The 19,326-nt window shown below is 69.0% G+C and carries 20 protein-coding genes, 1 tRNA gene and 1 pseudogene; 16 read left to right on the forward strand and 6 right to left on the reverse strand.

The features are described from left to right. Positions 1–53 precede the first annotated feature (53 nt). The 10 genes from ASD93_RS01325 to ASD93_RS01370 all read left to right on the forward strand — a co-directional run bounded on the left by ASD93_RS01325 (position 54) and on the right by ASD93_RS01370 (position 7,756). Positions 54–776 (forward strand): histidine phosphatase family protein, encoded by a 723-nt coding sequence (locus tag ASD93_RS01325; RefSeq protein ID WP_056117842.1) that lies wholly within the window; start codon positions 54–56, stop codon positions 774–776. Beyond that, complete coding sequence (locus ASD93_RS01330) at positions 760–1,605, forward strand: NAD(P)H-hydrate dehydratase (RefSeq protein WP_056117844.1); 846 nt, start codon at positions 760–762, stop codon at positions 1,603–1,605. Before ASD93_RS01325 ends, ASD93_RS01330 begins: the two co-directional genes overlap by 17 nt. 116 nt (positions 1,606–1,721) lie before the next feature. After that, positions 1,722–2,072 (forward strand): hypothetical protein, encoded by a 351-nt coding sequence (locus ASD93_RS01335; protein WP_056117845.1) that lies wholly within the window; start codon positions 1,722–1,724, stop codon positions 2,070–2,072. 159 nt (positions 2,073–2,231) lie between these two features. Continuing rightward, positions 2,232–2,450 carry a hypothetical protein gene (locus tag ASD93_RS01340; RefSeq protein ID WP_056119029.1) on the forward strand — a complete coding sequence of 73 codons (219 nt, stop codon included), beginning with the start codon at positions 2,232–2,234 and terminating at the stop codon, positions 2,448–2,450. Position 2,451: 1 nt separating this feature from the next. Then, complete coding sequence (locus ASD93_RS01345) at positions 2,452–3,552, forward strand: acyl-CoA dehydrogenase (protein ID WP_235566844.1); 1,101 nt, start codon at positions 2,452–2,454, stop codon at positions 3,550–3,552. Then, positions 3,549–4,931, forward strand: a complete 1,383-nt coding sequence (locus tag ASD93_RS01350) for a PIG-L family deacetylase (RefSeq protein WP_056117847.1) — start codon at positions 3,549–3,551, stop codon at positions 4,929–4,931. Before ASD93_RS01345 ends, ASD93_RS01350 begins: the two co-directional genes overlap by 4 nt. After that, on the forward strand, positions 4,928–5,653 hold the full coding sequence (locus ASD93_RS01355; protein ID WP_056117849.1) for a glycosyltransferase: 726 nt from the start codon (positions 4,928–4,930) through the stop codon (positions 5,651–5,653). The genes ASD93_RS01350 and ASD93_RS01355 overlap by 4 nt, the downstream gene beginning before the upstream one ends. Positions 5,654–5,742: 89 nt before the next feature. Then, a complete protein-coding gene (locus ASD93_RS01360; protein WP_056117850.1) occupies positions 5,743–6,291 on the forward strand; it encodes a TetR/AcrR family transcriptional regulator in 549 nt (182 codons plus the stop codon). Next, a complete protein-coding gene (locus ASD93_RS01365) occupies positions 6,288–7,007 on the forward strand; it encodes an ABC transporter ATP-binding protein (RefSeq protein ID WP_056117852.1) in 720 nt (239 codons plus the stop codon). The genes ASD93_RS01360 and ASD93_RS01365 overlap by 4 nt, the downstream gene beginning before the upstream one ends. Further along, a complete protein-coding gene (locus ASD93_RS01370) occupies positions 7,004–7,756 on the forward strand; it encodes an ABC transporter permease (protein ID WP_056117853.1) in 753 nt (250 codons plus the stop codon). Before ASD93_RS01365 ends, ASD93_RS01370 begins: the two co-directional genes overlap by 4 nt. A gap of 17 nt (positions 7,757–7,773) precedes the next feature. Here ASD93_RS01370 and ASD93_RS01375 read toward each other — a convergent pair whose 3' ends face one another. Continuing rightward, positions 7,774–8,472: a potassium channel family protein gene (locus tag ASD93_RS01375; RefSeq protein WP_200950563.1), complete on the reverse strand. Its 699-nt coding sequence runs from the start codon at positions 8,470–8,472 to the stop codon at positions 7,774–7,776. Continuing rightward, the gene (locus ASD93_RS01380; protein WP_056119037.1) at positions 8,465–9,835 is read right to left on the reverse strand and encodes a TrkH family potassium uptake protein; all 1,371 of its coding nucleotides are present in this window, start codon (positions 9,833–9,835) and stop codon (positions 8,465–8,467) included. The genes ASD93_RS01375 and ASD93_RS01380 overlap by 8 nt, the downstream gene beginning before the upstream one ends. A gap of 154 nt (positions 9,836–9,989) precedes the next feature. Here ASD93_RS01380 and ASD93_RS01385 point away from each other — a divergent pair, with 154 nt between their 5' ends. The 3 genes and pseudogenes from ASD93_RS01385 to ASD93_RS01395 all read left to right on the forward strand — a co-directional run bounded on the left by ASD93_RS01385 (position 9,990) and on the right by ASD93_RS01395 (position 14,208). Further along, the gene (locus tag ASD93_RS01385) at positions 9,990–11,153 is read left to right on the forward strand and encodes a hypothetical protein (protein WP_056117855.1); all 1,164 of its coding nucleotides are present in this window, start codon (positions 9,990–9,992) and stop codon (positions 11,151–11,153) included. A 91-nt stretch (positions 11,154–11,244) separates the two neighbouring features. Next, entirely contained in the window at positions 11,245–11,745 is a 501-nt protein-coding gene (locus tag ASD93_RS01390) for a hypothetical protein (protein ID WP_056117856.1), read from the forward strand. 96 nt (positions 11,746–11,841) lie between these two features. Then, positions 11,842–14,208 (forward strand): annotated as a pseudogene (locus ASD93_RS01395) (sulfatase-like hydrolase/transferase). Between the two features lie 67 nt (positions 14,209–14,275). On the opposite strand, the gene ASD93_RS01400 reads toward ASD93_RS01395, so the two are convergent. Further along, positions 14,276–14,890: a GNAT family N-acetyltransferase gene (locus ASD93_RS01400; protein ID WP_321163608.1), complete on the reverse strand. Its 615-nt coding sequence runs from the start codon at positions 14,888–14,890 to the stop codon at positions 14,276–14,278. Between the two features lie 58 nt (positions 14,891–14,948). Here ASD93_RS01400 and ASD93_RS16100 point away from each other — a divergent pair, with 58 nt between their 5' ends. Continuing rightward, entirely contained in the window at positions 14,949–15,347 is a 399-nt protein-coding gene (locus ASD93_RS16100) for a hypothetical protein (RefSeq protein WP_235566846.1), read from the forward strand. A 147-nt stretch (positions 15,348–15,494) separates the two neighbouring features. Here ASD93_RS16100 and ASD93_RS15820 read toward each other — a convergent pair. The 3 genes from ASD93_RS15820 to ASD93_RS01415 form a co-directional block, all read right to left on the reverse strand. Then, positions 15,495–15,570 (reverse strand) — tRNA-Met (locus ASD93_RS15820). 87 nt (positions 15,571–15,657) lie between these two features. Further along, the gene (locus ASD93_RS01410) at positions 15,658–16,137 is read right to left on the reverse strand and encodes a heme-degrading domain-containing protein (protein ID WP_056119046.1); all 480 of its coding nucleotides are present in this window, start codon (positions 16,135–16,137) and stop codon (positions 15,658–15,660) included. 124 nt (positions 16,138–16,261) lie between these two features. Next, positions 16,262–17,281, reverse strand: a complete 1,020-nt coding sequence (locus ASD93_RS01415) for a helix-turn-helix transcriptional regulator (protein WP_056117858.1) — start codon at positions 17,279–17,281, stop codon at positions 16,262–16,264. 61 nt (positions 17,282–17,342) lie between these two features. On the opposite strand from ASD93_RS01415, the gene ASD93_RS01420 reads away from it, so the two are divergent. Both ASD93_RS01420 and ASD93_RS01425 read left to right on the forward strand, forming a co-directional pair. Next, complete coding sequence (locus ASD93_RS01420) at positions 17,343–18,407, forward strand: ATP-binding cassette domain-containing protein (RefSeq protein ID WP_056117861.1); 1,065 nt, start codon at positions 17,343–17,345, stop codon at positions 18,405–18,407. Continuing rightward, positions 18,404–19,201 carry an ABC transporter permease gene (locus ASD93_RS01425; protein ID WP_056117862.1) on the forward strand — a complete coding sequence of 266 codons (798 nt, stop codon included), beginning with the start codon at positions 18,404–18,406 and terminating at the stop codon, positions 19,199–19,201. The genes ASD93_RS01420 and ASD93_RS01425 overlap by 4 nt, the downstream gene beginning before the upstream one ends. Positions 19,202–19,326: the final 125 nt, after the last annotated feature.

The raw sequence follows: 19,326 nt of genomic DNA on the forward strand, positions 1-19,326 counted from the left end.
CGGCGCTTGTCAACCCGTGTGGTCGACCAGGATCGCCCGAATAGCCTGGCCGCATGACAGCGACGGAACTCTGGCTCGTGCGACACGGGGAGAGCGTCGCCAACGTCGCAGCGACGCGCGCCGAGCGGGAAGGGCTGGAGGTCATCCCCATCGATCTCCGCGACGCCGACGTGCCTCTCTCGGAGGCCGGCCGCGAGCAGGCCTCGGCGCTGGCTGACTGGATGGTGCGCGCCGGTCAGGGGATCGACGCGTTCTATGCGTCGCCGTACCTCCGCGCGAGGGAGACACTGAGCATCGCCCTGGGCGGCGGAACGGACCGCGCCTTGATCGTCGATGAGCGACTGCGTGATCGCGAGCTCGGCATTCTCGACCTCCTCACGCGGAGCGGTGTCGCGCGGCGGCATCCCGAAGAAGCCCAGCGGCGCCGGCACCTCGGCAAGTACTACCATCGCCCGGCGGGTGGCGAGTCATGGGCCGACGTCGCGCTGCGGCTGCGCTCCTTCCTGGGAGACCTCGCGGAGACCGATCATGCCCGAGTCATGATCGTCGCGCATGACGCCGTCGTCATGCTGATCCTCTCGCTCCTGCTGCCTCTGGACGAGCCCGCGCTCCTCGAGTTCGCGGCTTCCCATACCGTCCTCAACGCCTCGGTCACCCACCTCGTCCGCGCCGGCGACGGGTGGTCGCTGGAGCAGTTCTCCGATGTGTCGCACCTCGCTGCGGAGGGCGCGCCGGTCACCGTGCATCCGGGGAGCCCTGATGTCGAACCCGAGTGAGCAGGTGACCGCGGAGGTCCTCCGCTCGTGGGGCGTGCCCGACCCGGGCGAGTCGAAGAAGTCGCGCGGGCGGATCGTCGTCGTGGGCGGATCCCGCCGCACGCCCGGTGCGGTCACGCTCGCCGGCGAAGCGGCGCTCCGTGTCGGCGCGGGTCGTCTCGGCCTGCTCGTGCCCGCGTCGATCGAGTCGCAGCTGGGCATCGCAATTCCCGAGGCGGCGGTGATGGCGCTTCCCGGCGACTCCGACGATCCCATCCCGCCGTCGATCGGCGAGGAGCTGCGGGCGGCGGATGCGGTCCTCGTCGGGCCGGGCTTCGACGACCCCGGCGAGACGCGCGCAACTCTTCTCGCGGTCGCGGCGTGGGAACCGGCCTGTCTCGTTCTGGACGCGTTCGGCCTGGGGGTCTTGCCCGAGGTCGAACGCGATACGCTGCCGGACCTCCTCGTGCTGAACCCGAACCGTGAGGAAGCCTCCCTCCTGCTCGATCGCGAACTCGACGCCGACGACGCGCTGAGCGATCTGCGGGAGATCGCGGAGCGCTATCGCGCCGTCGTGAACTGCTACGGCGACGTGGTCGCGCCCGGCGGCTCGAGCTGGTCGATCCACGGCGGGGGAGCGGGTCTGGGCACGTCGGGAAGCGGCGACGTCCTGGCGGGCGCCATCGCGGGATTCGCCGCGCGCGGCATCGAACCCGGTCGAGCTGCGGTGTGGGGCAGCTGGGTGCACGCCCGGGCGGGAGACCGTCTGACGGCGCGCACGGGCATCGGATTCCTCGCGCGCGAACTCGCAGCCGAGCTCACCCCGGCGCTGGCGGAGGTGACGGGCTGAGGAAGCTCTCCACTCGGGGTGCGCCGGGCGAGGGCGATCCGGTGCGCCCGCTACCACACGGTCCGGCCGGGGGGAACCCCGAGAGGTCCGACGTCATCACGCGGTAGACCTGAGTCATGGAGCGCGTGAACTATTCCGGTGACAGCTTCCTCACAGGGAGTGCGATCGCGCACGCCCTGCTCCAGTACGCCCAGGCTCTCGCGCAGGCGGGCGAAGCCGCCACCGTCGAGATCCCGATGGTGCAGCCCGACGGGCACCGGGGAATGGCCGAAGTGCTGGTCGGCCCGTCCAGCCAGCTCATCGCGACCGGCGCGGATGTCGACCTGCCGGAAATCGAGGACGCCACGCTCGTGCAGGAGCTCCTCGCCAAGACCAGGCAGCTGCGCCGTCAGAACTCGCCCACGGTGAGCGCCCCGGTCGACGAGCCTGACACGGACGCGCAGTACTACTCGGAGTACGGGATCTGAGGCTCAGCCGTCCTTCCTGACGCGCAGCAGTCGCCGGTGCGCACCCGGCATCGCCTGGCCGCGGTGTCCTCACTCCCGCGGAGCCCGCGGCGCTAGCACGAGCCGCGGTGTCCGTCCAGGGCCGCTGTCCGGACGGCGACGAGGCCTACCGTGGGCCTCATGATCGAATCGACTGAGGACGGCATGACCGCGGAGGACAAGCGTCGCGATCAGCTCCTGCGCGCGGAGAATTCGACCGAGGCGGACGCGGCGCCGCGCATCGTCGTGTCGCACGGTCCCGACGCAACCCGCATCGACATCGCGGACACCGCCGCGGTCCGGCCGGGTCCCGGCCCAGGGATGGGTGAGGACTCGGAATCGACGCCCGAGCAGCCCTAGCGTGAGCGCCGCACGACCGCCGTCGACCCCGGAGCCCGCGCTCGGGCGGTCGTTCCTCTCCGACCGCGATGCGGCTCTCGCCCCATCGACATCCGGATGGTCGGATGCTGCGGGCGTCGTCGTCGGCGACATCCCGTCCGCCGTCGCATGGTGTGTCGACGTCGGACGAACGGCGCCGCGGATCGGCGAGGGCGCCACCGCGGATCTCTGGGAGATCCTCGCCGACACGGCGTACCGGGATGTCGCGCTCGCGCGCATGCTCGAACCCCACCTCGACGCGCTCGGCATCCTGACGCAGGCGGGAACGGACCTCGATGGTGACCGCGATCCGTGGGGGCTGCGGTCGGTCGGAGTCGACGCCGGTTCGTCGTGGGGTGTCTTCGCCGCCGAGGGAGCCGGTTTGAGACTCGAGGCGCACGAGACGGCGTCGGGGTGGATCCTGGAGGGAACCAAGCCGTGGTGCTCGCTCGCCGCGCACCTCACCCACGCGCTGGTCACCGCCTTCGTCGGAGCGGAGCGACGCCTCTTCGCCGTCTCGCTCGGGCAGCCGGGCGTCGCGGCGCACGACGGACCGTGGATCGCACGCGGACTGCGCGACGTCGTCAGCGCGTCGGTCGACTTCGCCGGTGCGGCGGCGGTGCCCGTCGGCGACGTCGGGTGGTACCTGCGCCGTCCCGGATTCGCGTGGGGAGGCATGTCGGTCGCTGCTTGCTGGTGGGGCGGGGCTCTCGGGCTGCGCGATGCGCTCGCCGTCGCCGCCGCTTCGGAGCGCGCCGATCAGGTCGCCCTGGTTCATCTCGGACGGGCGGATGCCGCGCTGTGGGCCGCCCGCGCGGTGCTGCGCGAAGCGGCTGACCTCGTCGATCGCCGCAGCACGACCGACATGCGGCTTCTCGCCGAGCGCGTCCGAGGGACCACGGCGGATGCGGCGACCCGGGTCCTGTCCGAGTCGGATGCCGCACTGGGCCCGCTGCCGTTGGTCGCCGACGAGCGGCACGCCCAGCGTGTCGCCGACCTTCACCTCTACCTCCGGCAGCATCACGGAATGCGCGACTCCGCGCGGCTCGGTCGACTCGTGCTCGAGGCGGAAGGCTCGCCGTGAGCGGCGGGTTCAGCCACCTCGACCCGGGTACTCCGGAGACGCAGTGGCAGGACGCCCTCGGCCGGCGCACCGTCTCCGACCTGGATGCCGACCTCGACTTCCTGGTCGTGGTCGCCGCGCACCCCGACGATGAGACGCTCGGGGCGGCAGGCCTCATGTCCCGCGCTGCGAGGAGCGGCATCCCGATCGCCGTCGTGGTCGCCAGCGACGGCGAGGGTTCGCATCCCGCGTCGCCCACTCACACTCGGCAGGAGTTGGCTCGGCTGCGGAGGATCGAGACAGCGCGCGCGGTCTCGCTGGTCGCGCCGGAAGCCGACGTCCGGTTCCTCGGCCTGCCCGACGGCGAACTCGACACGCACTTGGCCGCACTGGGCGCGGGCGTCGCGCTCGTCGTCGACGGACCGGCAGCCGCGACGGCCGGCCGGGTGCTGGTCGCCGCGCCGTGGTCGGGCGACGGGCACCGCGATCACCGCGTCGTCGCGGAGGTCTGCGCTGCCGTCTGCGCCAGTCGCGGCATCCGGCATGTCGGCTACCCCGTATGGGTCTGGCACTGGGGGAGCACGGAGGATCTGCCGTGGTCCCGGGCGCGCGCGCTCCGGCTCGATCCCGAGGAGGCGGACCGGAAGCGCCGGGCGATCGCGTGCCACACGACCCAGATCGAGCCCCTCTCGTCGCAGCAGGGAGACGAGGTCCTGCTGCACGCGGGCATGCGATCCCATTTCGAGCGCGATGTCGAGATCTTCCTCGTCGAGGGCGAGCCGGGCGAGAGCACGGCCGGTCTGGACGCCGCGTGGTTCGACGACTTCTACGACCGCAACGGCGACGACCCCTGGGGCTTCGAGACCCGGTGGTACGAGGAGCGCAAGCGCAGCATCCTGCTCGCGTCGCTGCCCGAGCGGCAGCTCGGCCGCGTGCTCGAGGTGGGCTGTTCCACCGGTGTCCTGACCGCTGAGCTTGCCGAACGCGCCGATGCGGTCGTGGCGATGGACCCAGCCCAGATCGCCGTGACGCGGGCACGCGAGCGAATCGGCGACGATCCTCGCGTGACCGTGCTGCGCGGAACAGCCCCCGACGATTGGCCCGAGGGTGAGTTCGACACGATCGTGCTGTCGGAGGTCGGCTACTACCTGTCCGCGTCCGACCTGAACCGCCTGCTCCACCGGGTGCGGGGGTCGCTCAGCGAGCGAGGCTGCGTGGTCGCGTGCCATTGGCGGCATCCTGTCGCCGAGTACCCGCAGACCGGTGACGACGTGCACGACGTCCTGCACGAGCTGATCGAGTGGCAGACGCTGGTCACGCATCGCGAACGCGACTTCGTGCTCGACATCTTCGCGCCGCACACGGCGAAGTCCGTGGCTGAACGCGAGGGTCTCGTATGACCCGCCCCGCTGCCGAGGCGATGGTCGTGGTCGTCCCGGTCCGGAATGAGGCGGAGCTGCTCCCACGCAGCCTGCGCGCACTCACGGTCGCGGTGGAGTCCGCCCGCGACGCGCAGCTGCAGTGCGAGGTCCGCATCGTGCTGGATGCTTGCACCGACGCCTCCGGTGCCATCGCCGCCGGCTTCGACTTCACGATCCTGGAGTGCGACGCGGTTCGTGTCGGTGCCGCCCGGCGCTTCGGCGTCGCGGCAGGTCTCCGCGGCCTCGAGGACGTCGCCGCGGATCGCGTGTGGCTCGCGAGCACCGATGCGGATTCGCAGGTGCCACCCCACTGGCTCGTCCACCAGCGCGCGGTCTCCTGCGCGGCCGACGTCTACCTCGGGACCGTGCGACCGGACTTCGGCGACCTCGCGCCGATCCAGCGGGACCGGTGGCGCCGGACGCACCCGCGCGGACGTGTCAATCGCAACGTGCACGGGGCGAACCTCGGCGTGCGGGCGCAGACCTACCTCGATGCCGGAGGCTTCGCATCGATCGGCGAGCATGAGGACGTCGACCTCGTCGCTCGCTGCCGGGCGCTGGGCGCCGTCGTCGTCGGCGATGACGACGCCGAGGTGCTGACGTCGGGTCGATTCGTCGGGCGCACACCGGGCGGCTACGCGGAGTTCCTTCGCCGGCAGTCCGCGGACCTCGTCGGCGACGCGACCGCCGAGGCTCCCTGAGGCGGGAGCCCGCTCAGACCTTCGGAGTGGACGCGACGGCGCCGACCTTCCGCCTTGAATCTCACAATGTTGGTGACTAACATTAGGGCGTGACGAGGACTCAGAGAACACGCGCTTCTCTGTTGCGATCGGCGATGGAGCTGTTCGAGGAGCGCGGCTACGATGCGACGACCGCAGCGGCGATCGCCGCGCGCGCCGGTGTGACCGAGATGACCTTCTTCCGGCACTTCCCGTCGAAGGACGCGGTCTTGATCGAGGATCCGTACGATCCCGTCATCGCGGATGCGATCGAGAGGCAGCCCGCAGAGATGCCTCCGCTGGCCGCTGCAGCTGCCGGCGTGAGGGATGCGTGGACATCCCTTCCTGCTCCCGCCAGCTCCGAGGTCCGGGATCGACTCCGGGTGGTTTCGCGGACCCCGTCCCTCCGCGGTGCCCTGGCGCGCAACAGCGTGCAGACCGAGCGTGCAATTGCCGACGCGCTCGTCGCGCGCGGCTCAGATCCCGGTGATGCCCGGATCGCGGCCTCCGCGACGTTGGGGGCCTTGAACGCCTCACTTCTCGACTGGGCGGACGGCGAGGATGCCGATCTCGGCACGGCCATAGACGCTGCGCTCCGTGTACTCGGAAACGAACGATGAACGTTCGTCTGGAAGCTGCGGCCGCCACTCGCGTCTTCTCCAGCGAGGCAGGGATCTTCGACGTCGACCTCCAGCTCGCCGCGGGGCGGATCGTCGCGCTCATCGGCCTGAATGGCGCAGGCAAGACGACGCTGATGCGGGTGTTGCTGGGAATGCTGCGTCCCGACAGCGGCGAGGTGCGGCTCGGCGGGTTCCGGTTGGCGGAGGCGCCGCTCGAAGAGTGGGCGCACGTCGGGCACCTGGTTGAATACCCGCTCGCTTATCCGGAGCTCTCCGCGCGCCGGAATCTGGAGCTCAGCGCCAGATTGCGCGGCGTCCTCGATGTCGAGTCCGCCGTTGATCGGATCATGTCGGAGCTGGCTCTCGACGCCTACGCCGGCCGCCGCTATCGGGCGCTGTCGCTCGGCAACAAGCAACGGATCGGGATCGCTGCGGCGCTCGTGCATGATCCGCGAGTGATCGTCCTCGACGAACCGACGAATTCGCTCGACCCGGCCGGCGTGATCCGTCTGCGCGAGAGCCTGGTGAGGCGGGCGGGGGCTGGCGCCGCCGTCCTGGTGAGCAGTCACCATCTCGACGAGGTCGCGCGCATCGCGGATCGCATCGTCGTGATGAACGCAGGGAGGCTCATCGGCGATCTGGAGGTCGCCACACCTGATATCGAGCACGCGTTCTTCGAAGCGGTCAGAGCGGATGACGAGCGGATGGCGACATGAAGGCGGCGCTGTGGGCCGAAGGGATGAAGCTGGCCGGATCGACCGTGGGCCGGGTCGGCTCCGTTGCCGTGGTGGTGGGGGTATCCGTGCTCAGCGGCTCGATGCTGCTGGCCGCCCACTCCGACGACGCGCAGCTGCTGGCCAAGCTCGGCCCGGTGGCGAGCGGCGACTGGACGGGCTTCCTGCTCGGCGCGGCCCAGATCACGGGGGCGGGCGGCATGGGTGGCTTCGCCGTCGTGCTGGCGTGGATGTTCGGTCGCGAGTTCGGTGACGGCACGATCACGGGGTTGTTCGCCCTTCCGGTGAGACGGTCGACGATCTCGCTCGCCAAGTTGCTCGTGTACGCCGCGTGGGCCGTGGCGATGAGTGCCGCGCTCGGACTCTCACTCCTGTTCGTCGGACTGATCGCCGGCCTCGGCCCGCTCACCACCGCCGACGCGGAGTCACTTGTTCGCCAGTTCGCATTGGGCGTGATGTCCGCGGCGATCGCGATTCCTGTGGCGTGGGCGGCGACGCTGAGCCGCTCCGTGCTGGGCGGGGTGAGCGTCGCCATCGCACTGGTGGTCGTCGCCCAGGTGTCCGTGCTGGCCGGTATCGGTGGATGGATGCCGCTCGCTGCGCCCGCGCTGTGGGCGGTCTCGGGCGGGACGGCCGTCTCACCACTGCAGCTCGTGCTGGTCGTTCCGTTCGCCGCTGCGGCGGTGATCGCCACGGCCATCACCTGGGCGCGCCTGCAGCTGGACCGGTGAGAGGAGGGCGGCGACCGTCACCGCAGTTGCGCGAAGGCCTCGGCGTCCCTTGTGGGTCCGACGACGAGAATCGTGTCGCCCGCCTCGAGAACGGTGGTGTTGTCCGCGTTCGTCCAGGCCTGATCGCCGTGCTGGTAGGCGGCGATGGTGATTCCGTGGCTCCGTCGGATGTTCGTGTCGCCCAGCGCGACACCCTGGATCCTCGCCGGAGCCGGGGCCTTGACGAGGGCGTAGCCCGGTGCCACCTCGATGTAGTCGAGTGCGGCGCCGCGAACGAGGTGCGCGACGCGGCGACCCATGTCCTTCTCGGGGTAGATGACGTGATGGACGCCGAGTTGCTCGAGAATCTGGCCATGTCGGTCGTCGACGGCCTTCGCCCAGATGACGGGGATGTTCATGCTCAGCAGAACCGAGCAGGTCAGGATCGATGCCGAGATGTCGCCGCCGATCGCGACGACCACCCGATCGAACTCGTCGATCGCCAGTTGGTTCAGCGCCTCGACCCTCGTCGAATCTGCGCGGACGACCTGAGTCAGCTCACCGTTCAGCGACTGAACGAGTTCTTCGTCCACATCGATCCCCAGTACCTCCGTCCCGCCGGACATGAGCTCGAGCGCCAAGGCGCTGCCGAAGCGGCCGAGGCCGATCACCGCGACGGAGTCGGCCTCGGCGATACGACGTGACGTGTCGTTGGAGAAGATCGAGAACTTAGCCAATGGCGGGCCTCTCTTTCGGGAATTCGTAAAGGATCCGGCGCTCGCGCAGGGCGATCGCGGAACCCAGGGTCAATGGGCCCAGCCTGCCGAGGAACATCAGGGCGACGAGCACGATCTGTGCGGGTTCGGACAAGTCTGCGGTGATACCTGTGGAGAGACCGACCGTCGCGAACGCCGAGACAGATTCGAAGAGGGCGCGGTCGAGTTCCTCGCCGGTCAGGAGCATGAGGAGGCCTGCACCGGAGACGACCGCTGCCACCGCGAGCAGCACCACAGTGATCGCCTGACGGTGCACCGCGCGGGAGAGTCGCTTGCCGAAGATGTTCACCGCTCCATCACCGCGCAGCTCGGTCATCATGATGAAGAACAGCACGGCGAAGGTCGTGACCTTGATGCCGCCGGCTGTGCCCGCGGGTCCGCCGCCGATGAACATCAGCACGTCCATTCCGAGCCACGTTTCGTCGTACATGGCGCCGATGTCGACAGAGTTGAAGCCGGCGGTGCGGGTTTGGACGGACTGGAAGAATCCCGCCAGCACCCGTGCCCACGGATCCAGGTTCCCGAACGTGGCCGGGTTGTTCCACTCGATCAGCGTGATGTACGCGGTCCCAGCGATCAGAAGCACGCCCGACGCCCACACCACGATCTTCGTGTTCATCGACCAGTGCAGGGGACGGCGGAACTCCTTGCGGAGCTGGAAGAGGACGGGAAATCCCAACCCGCCGAGGATGATCGCCGCCGCGATCGGCAGGCAGATGAACGGATCGTCGACGAACCCCATGAGGTTGTCGCTGTACAGCGCGAAGCCTGCATTGTTGAATGCGGAGACGGCGTGGAAGAGGGCGAACCACGACGCTTCGCCCAGCGAATACCCGTATCCCGCGAGGAAGCGGACGAACAGCATCCCGAACGTGACCGCTTCGATGATGAGTGACGTGAGGACGATGCCGCGTGCCACCCCGCGGACGTCGTCGAGGCCGACTGATTTCGCTTCCGCCGCGGTGTTCAGCCGTGAGCGCACGGTGAACTTCCGTGCCAGCACCAAGCCCACCAGAGCCGCGAAGATCATGATCCCCAGTCCGCCGACCTGGATCAGAAGGAGGATCACGACCTGTCCGAACGGCGACCAGAATGTCGGAGTGTCGACCACCGTCAGGCCCGTCACACACACGGCACTCGTCGAGGTGAACAGTGCCTGCACGATGGTCGCGCCGCCCGGGCCCGTCTTCGAGATCGGAAGCATCAGCAGGGCGGTGCCCACCACGATCGCGAGTCCGAATCCGCCTGCGACCGCCTGGGCCGGATGAAGTCGGAACCGGGCCCGTCGCGAACGTGCCCGCTCGGCCCTCGACCGACGCCGGATGCTCACCGCCAAACTGTAGCGCCCTTGCCCGCCCCATGCCTGGCTCCCCGACGGCAGAGGCCCCGCGATCCCTGAGACCGCGCTGCCTGCCCATCAAGTCTCGTCATCCTCGGAAGGTGACCCGATTCGGCCACGATGGATGGACAATCGTGTCATGGCACGCTTTGCGTGGACGCAGAGAGCCCACCTCGAGGCCGCCGCGATGCGGATCGAGACGCGGCTGCACCGCCGCGGGGTGCTCGATGCGCGACGCTTCGCCGTGCGCACCGAGGCGCGCGCGATCGTGGTGGCGACCCTCGCCTTCGGAGCCGGGCTTGCCGGCGGCGCTGTGGGGTTCTGGGGTCGCGCGGTGCCGGTGTGGGAGGGCGCGTCGGTCGGCGCGGGCGGCATCGCTGTCGCAGCATCCATCACCCTCGCCACCGCGTCGGTGAGCTACCGCCTCGCGGCTCGCGATCCGATGCAGGCGTGGCTCAAGGACATCGCCCGCTCCCGGCGGGTATGGATGACCTCGGCGCTCGCAGTCTCACTCGCCGCGGTGTTCGGAATGATCCTGTGGATGCTGTTCCACGCAGCGTCGCTGATCTGGCCCGGGGTCGCCGTCGATACGCTGACGGCGACCATGATCGTCGCTCTCGTGGCCGGTACCTCCGGCTACACCGCGTTCACCGTCGCCGCGCACGTCACCCCGAGCCGGCTCGTGGTGCTGCTGTTCGCCGTCGTGGCGACAGGGTTCGCCGTGAGTGTCGCGACGACGCGCGACGACGGCTGGTACCAGTACCACTTCAGTGAGCTCGGTGGTCGCGGCGGTGTCACGGGAGCGATCTTCAACGCAACGCTCATCCTGGCGGGCGGGGTGACAGCGCTGCTCGCGCTCTACCTGCTGACGAGCCTGGAGCAGTGGGCGCACACCGAACCGCGACTGACGCGCGCGCGGATGATCATCGTGTTCGCGGTGTTCCTCGCGCTCGCGGCGTGCTTCATCGGGGCGGCTCTCGTGCCGGTCACCACCAGCCAGGTGGGCCACAACGTCTTCGCGATCGGGATGGCCGTGGTCTTCGGGGCGTTCCTGCTCGGCCTGCGCTGGATACTGCCGTGCCTGCCGCGCGCGATGATCGCGTTCGCCGTCGCGGTCGCGAGCGGCATCGTCTTCTCCGCGGTCCTGTTCTGGGTCGGGTACTACACCCTCGCGACCCACGAGATGATCTGCGCCGGACTGGTGGTGGGGTGCCTGCTGCTGTTCACGCGCACCCTTGCGGTGGCCGAGAGAGCAGCATCGGCAGCGCCGGCCGCCGATGTCGCCGCCGAAACCGATCGCTGAGACCCGGCCCGCTCCTCGGACTGGTCCAGTCGAGCCGTCCCTGAGGGTCGATCCTCTTGTGTCCGCCGCATCGCCTGGTGAGAGTGGGGGCATGGCCTTTGTGCGCGTGCTCTCCTTCTTCCTGGCACTGCTGGTGGGCGTGGCTCTCCTCGCTGCGGCGGTGTTCGTCGTGGGGGTACGCACTCGGACTCCCCGCGTGCTGCGCTTCGCGCGTGAGATGCAGCGGGACGTGATCAATCCCGGAGCGTTGCGGGATGCCGGTACCCCCGGATCCCCCTGGGCCGTCGTCCGCGCACCCGGCGGGGTCAGCGGCAGGGTCTACGACACGCCTGTCGGGGTTCAGCGCGTCGGCGACGAGCTGTACATCTCGCTGCCCTACGGCGAGGGGACCCAGTGGCTGCGCAACGTCCGCGCCGCGGGCGGCGCGACCTTGCTCCACGACGGTCACGAGATCGAAGCGACGGCACCCGAGCTCGTTCCCATCGGCCAGACGCCGATGGCCGCCGCCGATCGGATCGCCATCTGGGTCTTCGGCGTCACACACGCGCTGCGGCTGCATGCGGCGTCCTCGGTACCCGTCGCCGCCCGATAGACCCACCGCGGAGGTGTCACTCACAGAGGGTGAGGTGGCGGCCCGGTCGCTCGCGCTACGTTGCAGTCGCCGGCCACTCACCCTGGAGGATTCGTCTTGGTTCCTGATCGTCACGCGCGCAGCATCCTGCCGATTCCCGACCGTCAGGCGCCCGGTCTCACGACGTACGACGCGAAGGACTCTGACACGTCGTATCCGCCGATCACACCGCTGCTGCCACCCGAAGGCGCACCGAACGTGCTCGTCATCCTGATCGACGACACCGGGTTCGGGGCATCCAGCGCGTTCGGCGGACCGTGTGGCCACGCCGACGGCGGAGCGGCTCGCGGCCGGGGGTTTGAAGTTCAACCGGTTCCACACCACAGCGCTGTGCGCACCGACGCGCGCAGCGCTGCTGAGCGGCCGCAACCACCACTCCGTCGGCATGGGCAGCGTCACCGAGACGGCGACCTCTGCACCAGGGAACAGCTCGCTGCGGCCGAACACCAAGGCCCCGTTGGCGATGACGCTGAAACTGAACGGCTATTCGACGGCGCAGTTCGGGAAGTGTCACGAGGTGCCGGTGTGGCAGACCTCGCCGATGGGACCGTTCGATGCGTGGCCGTCCGGTGGTGGCGGTTTCGAGACGTTCTACGGCTTCATCGGCGGCGAGACCAACCAGTGGGAGCCGGCTCTGTATGACGGGACGACGGCGGTCGAGGCGCCGGCCACCCCCGAGGAGGGGTATCACCTCACCGAGGATCTCGCGGATCGGGCGGTGAGCTGGATCCGCACCCAGAACGCGCTCATGCCCGACAAGCCGTTCTTCGTCTACTTCGCGCCCGGCGCGACGCACGCACCCCACCATGTGCCGCAGGAGTGGGCCGACAAGTACAAAGGCGCCTTCGCCGACGGGTGGGATGCGCAGCGGGAGCGCACGTTCGCACAGCAGAAAGAGCTGGGAGTCATCCCCGCCGACACAGAGCTCACGCCACGCCACCCGGAGATCCCTGCGTGGGATGACATGCCCGCCGAGCTCAAGCCGGTGCTCGAGCGGCAGATGGAGATGTACGCGGGCTTCCTCGAGCACACCGACCACCACGTCGGCCGAGTGATCGACGCCATCGAAGACCTCGGCGTCCTCGACAACACACTGATCTACTACATCATCGGCGACAACGGCGCCTCGGCAGAGGGCACGCTGAACGGTGCGTTCAACGAGATGGCGAACTTCAACGGCATGGCGGCGTTGGAGACCCCCGAGTACCCCTTGTCGAGAATCGACGAGCTCGGCACCCCCACGTCGTACAACCACTATGCGGTGGGCTGGGCGTGGGCGATGAACGCCCCGTTCCAGTGGAGCAAGCAGGTCGCCTCGCATTGGGGTGGCACGCGCAACGGCACGATCGTGCATTGGCCGAAGGGAATCGCGGAGAAGGGCGGGTTGCGCTCCCAGTTCACGCACGTCATCGACCTCGCGCCCACCGTGCTCGAGGCGGCGGGACTCCCGGAACCGACGATCGTCAACGGTGTGCAGCAGTCGCCGATCGAGGGCACGAGCATGCTCTACACGTTCGACCAGCCGGACACCGCGGAGCGGCACGACCTGCAGTACTTCGAGATGTTCGGCAACCGGGGCATCTACTTCAGGGGGTGGAGCGCGGTCACCAAGCACCGCACCCCGTGGATCATGACCGGCGGCGCAGTGCCCGCGTTCGACGACGACGTCTGGGAGCTCTACGACGGCACGACCGACTACAGTCAGGCCCGCAATCTGGTCGCCGACCAGCCCGAGAGGCTGCACGATCTGCAGCGACTCTGGCTCATCGAAGCCGTGAAGTACAACGTGCTGCCCATCGATGACCGCGGCGCGGAACGAATGAACCCCGAGCTCGCCGGCCGCCCCACCCTGATCCACGGCACCTCTCAGCTGCTGTATCCAGGGATGGGGAGGCTGTCCGAGAACAGTGTCATCAGCATCAAGAACAAGTCCTTCGCCGTCACCGCTGAGGTCGACGTGCCGGCACGCGGAGCGGAGGGCGTGATCATCGCCCAGGGCGGAGCGTTCGGCGGGTGGAGCCTCTACTTCACCGCCGGCGCCATGGCGTTCACCTACAACTAGTCGGCCTGCAACAGTTCACCACCAACGCGGATTCGAGACTGGATGCCGGCAAGCACCAGGTGCGCGTGGAGTTCGCCTACGACGGCGGCGGTCTCGCCAAGGGCGGCGACGTCACTCTCTACTACGACGGCAACCCGGTCGGCACCGGGCGCGTCGGCGCCACCCAGGCCATGATCTTCTCCGCCGACGAGACCACCGACGTCGGCTACGAATCCGGAACCACCGTCAGCGCCGAGTACACCGCACAGACCAGCCGCTTCACCGGCAAGATCCGCTGGGTGCAGATCGACACCGGCGAGGATGACCACGACCACCTCATCGACCCCGACGAACGACTCCGCATCGCCATCGCACGCCAATAGCGGGAACCGGTCACCACGAGCCGGCGACGGATCGAGCGCGCCATCCACCCGCCACAGGCGGGCTAGCTCACGCTGAGGGTGCCGCGAGATGGGTGTCGGCCTGTGTGGATTCCCATTCGTCTCGGGTGATGGCGTATTCGACGGCGCCGAGCTCGCTGCCGGTGCGGTCGTCGTTCTCCTCGTAGAAGGTGCGGACGTACTGGAGGCCGGCTGAGGACATGGTGGTCCGGGATCGTTCGTTCACCGTCATGGTGAGAGCGAACACGCGTTGCATGTCGAGGTCTCGGAACGCGTGACGCACCATCTCGCGTGCACCCTCGGTGGCCAGTCCCTTGCCCCAGTGCCGCCGGAGCAGTCGGTACCCCAGCTCGGCCTGCCCCGGGAGGAGGGTTTCCCCTCCCCAGCCGGCAGGCTGCAGCAACCACCAGCCGACGAACTCGTCGTCGACGAACCCGACCCAGAATCCGAGCCCCGCGACGGGCTCTGCTGTCTCGAGCCGGAGCCCGTGAGCGTTTTCGACTTGGGCGCGGGTGCGACCGCGACCGTCACGGCTCAAGTAGCGCATCACCTCCGGGTCGGAGTCCAACTCGACCTCGAGTTCCAGATGCTCATCGCCCAAGGGGATCAGTCGGATTCGGTCTGTCTGCAACGTCGCCTGAGACACAGAGCCATACTGCACCACCCGTCCTTACGAGAAAATGTTCTCGAGATTGTCGACGGTCTCGTTGAGGACGCCGCGATTGGATCTGGGCACGCGCCATGCATTGTGGCTCGGAAGGGATGCGCTGAGGATGCAACCCATACTGTTAGCCTCGAGCACCGTACTGATGCGGGCGGCCACGCAGTTGCAGAAGAAATTCAAACATGCCCAAGACTTTGGCGTCTCCGACAACCGGGAGGCTCTGGTGACCACGCGAAAGATCTCAATCGAGCTGTCCGAAGATGAGGTGCTCGTACTCTTCGAATGGCTGCACCGCGTCAACGAGAGCCCTCAGATCGAGTTTGAGGATCAAGCTGAGCAGCGAGTCGTGTGGGATCTCGAGGCTGCGCTGGAGTCGGCCAATCCTGCGTTGTTCGCGAGCGACTACAGGGTGCACCTGCGGGAGGCCAGGGATCGCGTCAGGGATCCCGATGAGTGATCAGACTCGCGGCCGCGGCGCGTGTGAGCATTGTGAGGACCGCTGATCGCCATGCATGCCCACGAAAAGTGTGGGCAAAAGGCCCTTTGCGGAGAAACCTGAGAACCGAGATCCCCGTCGGAACAAGGGATCGGAGCCCTCGTGAAGTGGACGCGACGGCGGGAGTCGAACCCGCAGCGCTCCCGGGTATGAGCCGGTGCCCGGGACCGCCCGGATCGCCGCGATGAGGCAAAACTAGTCCCGATCCGCGCCTTTGCACATAACCGTTAACCGAGGTTTCGCTGTGAGTCTCGGCATGACGCCGGCCGCCTCAGCGGATGTCGGTCAGAAGCGCCCGCAGGTGCTCGACGACGAACGCGTGATCGTCGGCCTGCGGCAGTCCCGAGACTCCGACCGTGCCGACCATCCCGACGCCGGCGATCGTGATCGGGAACACTCCGCCGTGCGCAGCGTAGAGCACCGGGTCGAGCCGTGCATCGGTGTCGAAGTCCTTGCCAACGGCGCGGAACGACAGCCCGACACCGTACGAGGACCGTCCGTACCGGCGGGCGACACGGGTCTTGCGCTCGAGCCAGCCGTCGTTGTCGGCGCTCGATCCCGGCAGTGCGGAGTGGAAGATGCGCGCCTCGCCCAGCGTGATCCCGATCACGATCGGCAGACGAGCGGATGCCGCCGCCTCGCGCATGCGGGAGCCCAGCGTCCAGGCATCCGTCACATCGAAGCGGGGGAGGACCAGCTCGGCCTCCTCGCGCTCGACGCGGGCGAGGGTCGTGCGGGCGTCTTCGCTCATGCGTCGACGGTACCGCGCCGGCCCGATGCCGAGCGCTGCAGTTTCCTGCGACCGCTGCGTCGCGAAGCGCAGCACTCGCAGCAAAGTGCAGCGGTCGGCGCCACGAGGCGCCGAGCCCGCACGCCTAGCCGGCGACGCCCGCCCTCTGCGCAGCGCGCTCGGGCGGCACCTCGGGCGGGGGAGCGTCGAGCGCTCGCAGCATCCGCTCCAGCACTTCGCGCAGCTCCTCGCGCGCCGGCGAGGCGAGGTCGGTGGTGTACTCGACGCCGGCGGGGATCCACGTGAGGCCGTACATCGTCTCGCGGAAGTCCGCGCCGCCGACGGGCCACCGGGTGCGTCCGTCGCCCTCGTCCGATGCACCCTGCCCCCACTGCCCGAAGAGCTCGCGCATCGCATCGAGCGAGAGGTCCATCACGGCATCCGCCTCGACCGCCTGCCGCACCCACGAGCGGGCGACGAAGATGAACTCCTCGACCTGCTCGGCGGTCAGCGGCCGCGGCTCGAACAGCACGCGCGTGTGCTCGACGCCGGTGAGCCGGTCGACGCGGAAGGTGCGCCAGTCCTCCTTCTCGACGTCCCAGCACAGCAGGTACCAGTGGCGATCGGCCGGCGCGAGGGAGTGCGGCTCGACCCGCCGCACCGTGACCTCGCCGGATGCCGCGGTGTAGGTGAATCGCACGCGCTCGTGGTCGCGACAGGCCAGGGCGAGTTCCCCCAGCACCTCGCTCGACACCGCAGCCCCGGCGTTCAGGCCCGCCGGCTGCACTGTCTCGGCCAGGGCGTTGACGCGGCGGCGCAGCGGCGCGGGCAGCACCTGCTCGAGCTTGGCGAGTGCCGTGATGGTCGTCTCGGGACCGCTGACGAGACGCTGGGATGCCGCCACCCGCAGCCCGATCGCCATGGCCACAGCCTCTTCGTCGGTGAGGAGGAGCGGAGGCACGGCGCTGCCGGCCTCGAGGCGGTAGCCGCCCGCGGCGCCCGAGATCGACTCGATGCGGTAGCCGAGTTCACGCAGCCGCTCGACGTCCCGGCGGACCGTCCGATCGGTCACGCCGAGCCGATCGGCGAGCTCGGACCCCGGCCAGTGCCGGTGGGTCTGCAGCAGATTGAGCAGCGACAGCGCTCGGGTGGTCGTATCGGACATGCGAAAAGATTCCCACACATCGCGGACCGAATCTGTCCGCAATGGTTCCTAGCCTTGCCTCATGGCGAATGAACCGATCATCGAGGCGCAGGGTCTGACCAAGCGCTTCTCCGTCAAGAAGAAGACCGTCGAGGCGGTCACCGATCTCACGTTCCAGGTCCAGCGCGGCGAGCTCGTCGCGTTCCTGGGACCCAACGGCGCGGGCAAATCCACCAGCCTGCGCATGCTCACCACTCTCATCCCGCCGACCTCGGGCACAGCCCGCGTGGTCGGCTTCGACATCCTGCGACAGCCCGCCGACGTGCGTGCGCGCATCGGGTACGTCGGGCAGCTCACGAGCGGCAGCTTCGCGCAGCGGGCCCGCGACGAGCTGCTCAGCCAGGGCGCCTTCTACGGCATGTCCAAGGTGGCATCACGCGCGCGGGCCGACGAGCTCATCGAGTCGCTCGACCTCGCCGGCTTCGCGACCCGCTCCGTGCAGCAGCTGTCGGGGGGTCAGAAGCGGCGCCTCGACGTCGCGCTCGGCCTGATGCACGCTCCGCCGCTCATCTTCCTCGACGAGCCCTCGACCGGACTCGACCCGCAGAGCCGAGCGAACCTGTGGCAGCACATCCTCGATCTGCGCGAGAGATACGGCACGACCGTGTTCCTCACGACCCACTACCTCGAAGAGGCCGACCGCTACGCCGAGCGCGTCATGGTCATGGACAAGGGGCGGGTCATCGCCGACGACACCGCTGCGCGACTCAAGGCCGATCTCGCCGGAGACGTCCTCACGCTCGGCTTCGCTTCACCGGCGGATGCCGCGGCCGCCGTCTCGGTCGTGCAGGGCCTCACCGACCGCGAGGTGCGGCGCGAGGGCGACGCCGAGGTCAGCCTCACGGCTCCCGACGGCGACGCCCTGCTGCCGGCCGCGGTGCGAGCCCTCGACGCCGCCGGGATCCAGGTCGCGCGCGCGACGGGAGTTCCGCCGACCCTCGACGACGTCTTCCTCGCCCTCACGGGGCGCACGCTCCGCGAGGCGGGCGAGGGGTCGGAAGAAGAGACGAACGAGAACCCGGATGCCGCGACCGAGGCATCCGATCCATCCACCGCCGAGGCGGAGAAGTCGGGAGCCCAGCGATGACCACCCCACAGACCGACGCACGGCCCGACACCGTCGTGCGCGCCAATCCGGCCCGCGACACCTGGAACGTGCTCACACGCGAGCTCAAGCCGGTCGTACGCGACCCGTTCACGCTGATCTTCAGTCTGGTGCAGCCGCTCGTCTTCCTGGGGCTGTTCGCGCCGTTGCTGATCGGCTCGTCGGGTCAGCCCGTCGGCGAGACGCTGCAGTGGTTCGTTCCCGGCGTGCTCGTGATGATCGTGCTGTTCGGCACCGGCGCGACCGGCTCGAACCTGCAGTACGAGATGATGACGGGCTCCCACGAGCGCACGCTGGTCGCGCCGCTCGCGCGATCGTCGCTGCTGGTCGGCCGCGCGCTGAAGGAGGTCGCGCCGATCGTCGTGCAGGCTCTCCTCATCGTGCTGATCGCGTGGCCCTTCGGCTTCACGATCAACGTGCCGGGCCTCGTGATCGGGCTCGCGCTGCTGGCCGTGTTCGGGGTCGGTCTGGGCTCGCTCTCCTACACGCTCGCCCTGAAGACCAAGGACCGCGAGTGGCTGTTCTGGGGGGTGCAGCAGACACTGATCTTCCCGCTGCTGATCCTGTCGGGCATGCTCCTGCCGCTGGACGACGGCCCCGCCTGGATGCGCGCGGTCGCTGCCGTGAACCCGGTCAACTGGGTCGTGCAGGCCGAGCGCGCCCTGTTCGCCGGGGACCTCGGCGCGATCGAGGTGCTGTGGGGCTGGATCGCCGCCCTCGTGCTCGCGGCGCTCGGCCTGTGGGCCGGCATCCGCGCGATGCGCAAGAGCAGCTAGGCCGCACGCGTTTCGTCTCGCTCGCTGCGCTCGCTCGCTCAACGACCGGAAGGGCTCGACCCCCGGTCGTTGAGCGAGCGAAGCGAGACGAAACGCGTGTTCGAATCGTTTCTTGCCCGGATGTT

The organism is Microbacterium sp. Root180, assembly GCF_001428485.1.
GTDB lineage: Bacteria > Actinomycetota > Actinomycetes > Actinomycetales > Microbacteriaceae > Microbacterium.

What these genes read in the sequence shown, in the direction of transcription:
- ASD93_RS01325 (WP_056117842.1), top strand. Translation starts at nt 54, where the DNA reads ATGACAGCGACGGAACTCTGGCTCGTGCGACACGGGGAGAGCGTCGCC.
- ASD93_RS01330 (WP_056117844.1), top strand. Translation starts at nt 760, where the DNA reads ATGTCGAACCCGAGTGAGCAGGTGACCGCGGAGGTCCTCCGCTCGTGG.
- ASD93_RS01335 (WP_056117845.1), top strand. Translation starts at nt 1,722, where the DNA reads ATGGAGCGCGTGAACTATTCCGGTGACAGCTTCCTCACAGGGAGTGCG.
- ASD93_RS01340 (WP_056119029.1), top strand. Translation starts at nt 2,232, where the DNA reads ATGATCGAATCGACTGAGGACGGCATGACCGCGGAGGACAAGCGTCGC.
- ASD93_RS01355 (WP_056117849.1), top strand. Translation starts at nt 4,928, where the DNA reads ATGACCCGCCCCGCTGCCGAGGCGATGGTCGTGGTCGTCCCGGTCCGG.
- ASD93_RS01365 (WP_056117852.1), top strand. Translation starts at nt 6,288, where the DNA reads ATGAACGTTCGTCTGGAAGCTGCGGCCGCCACTCGCGTCTTCTCCAGC.
- ASD93_RS01370 (WP_056117853.1), top strand. Translation starts at nt 7,004, where the DNA reads ATGAAGGCGGCGCTGTGGGCCGAAGGGATGAAGCTGGCCGGATCGACC.
- ASD93_RS01385 (WP_056117855.1), top strand. Translation starts at nt 9,990, where the DNA reads ATGGCACGCTTTGCGTGGACGCAGAGAGCCCACCTCGAGGCCGCCGCG.
- ASD93_RS01390 (WP_056117856.1), top strand. Translation starts at nt 11,245, where the DNA reads ATGGCCTTTGTGCGCGTGCTCTCCTTCTTCCTGGCACTGCTGGTGGGC.
- ASD93_RS01410 (WP_056119046.1), bottom strand. Translation starts at nt 16,137, where the DNA reads ATGAGCGAAGACGCCCGCACGACCCTCGCCCGCGTCGAGCGCGAGGAG.
- ASD93_RS01415 (WP_056117858.1), bottom strand. Translation starts at nt 17,281, where the DNA reads ATGTCCGATACGACCACCCGAGCGCTGTCGCTGCTCAATCTGCTGCAG.
- ASD93_RS01420 (WP_056117861.1), top strand. Translation starts at nt 17,343, where the DNA reads ATGGCGAATGAACCGATCATCGAGGCGCAGGGTCTGACCAAGCGCTTC.
- ASD93_RS01425 (WP_056117862.1), top strand. Translation starts at nt 18,404, where the DNA reads ATGACCACCCCACAGACCGACGCACGGCCCGACACCGTCGTGCGCGCC.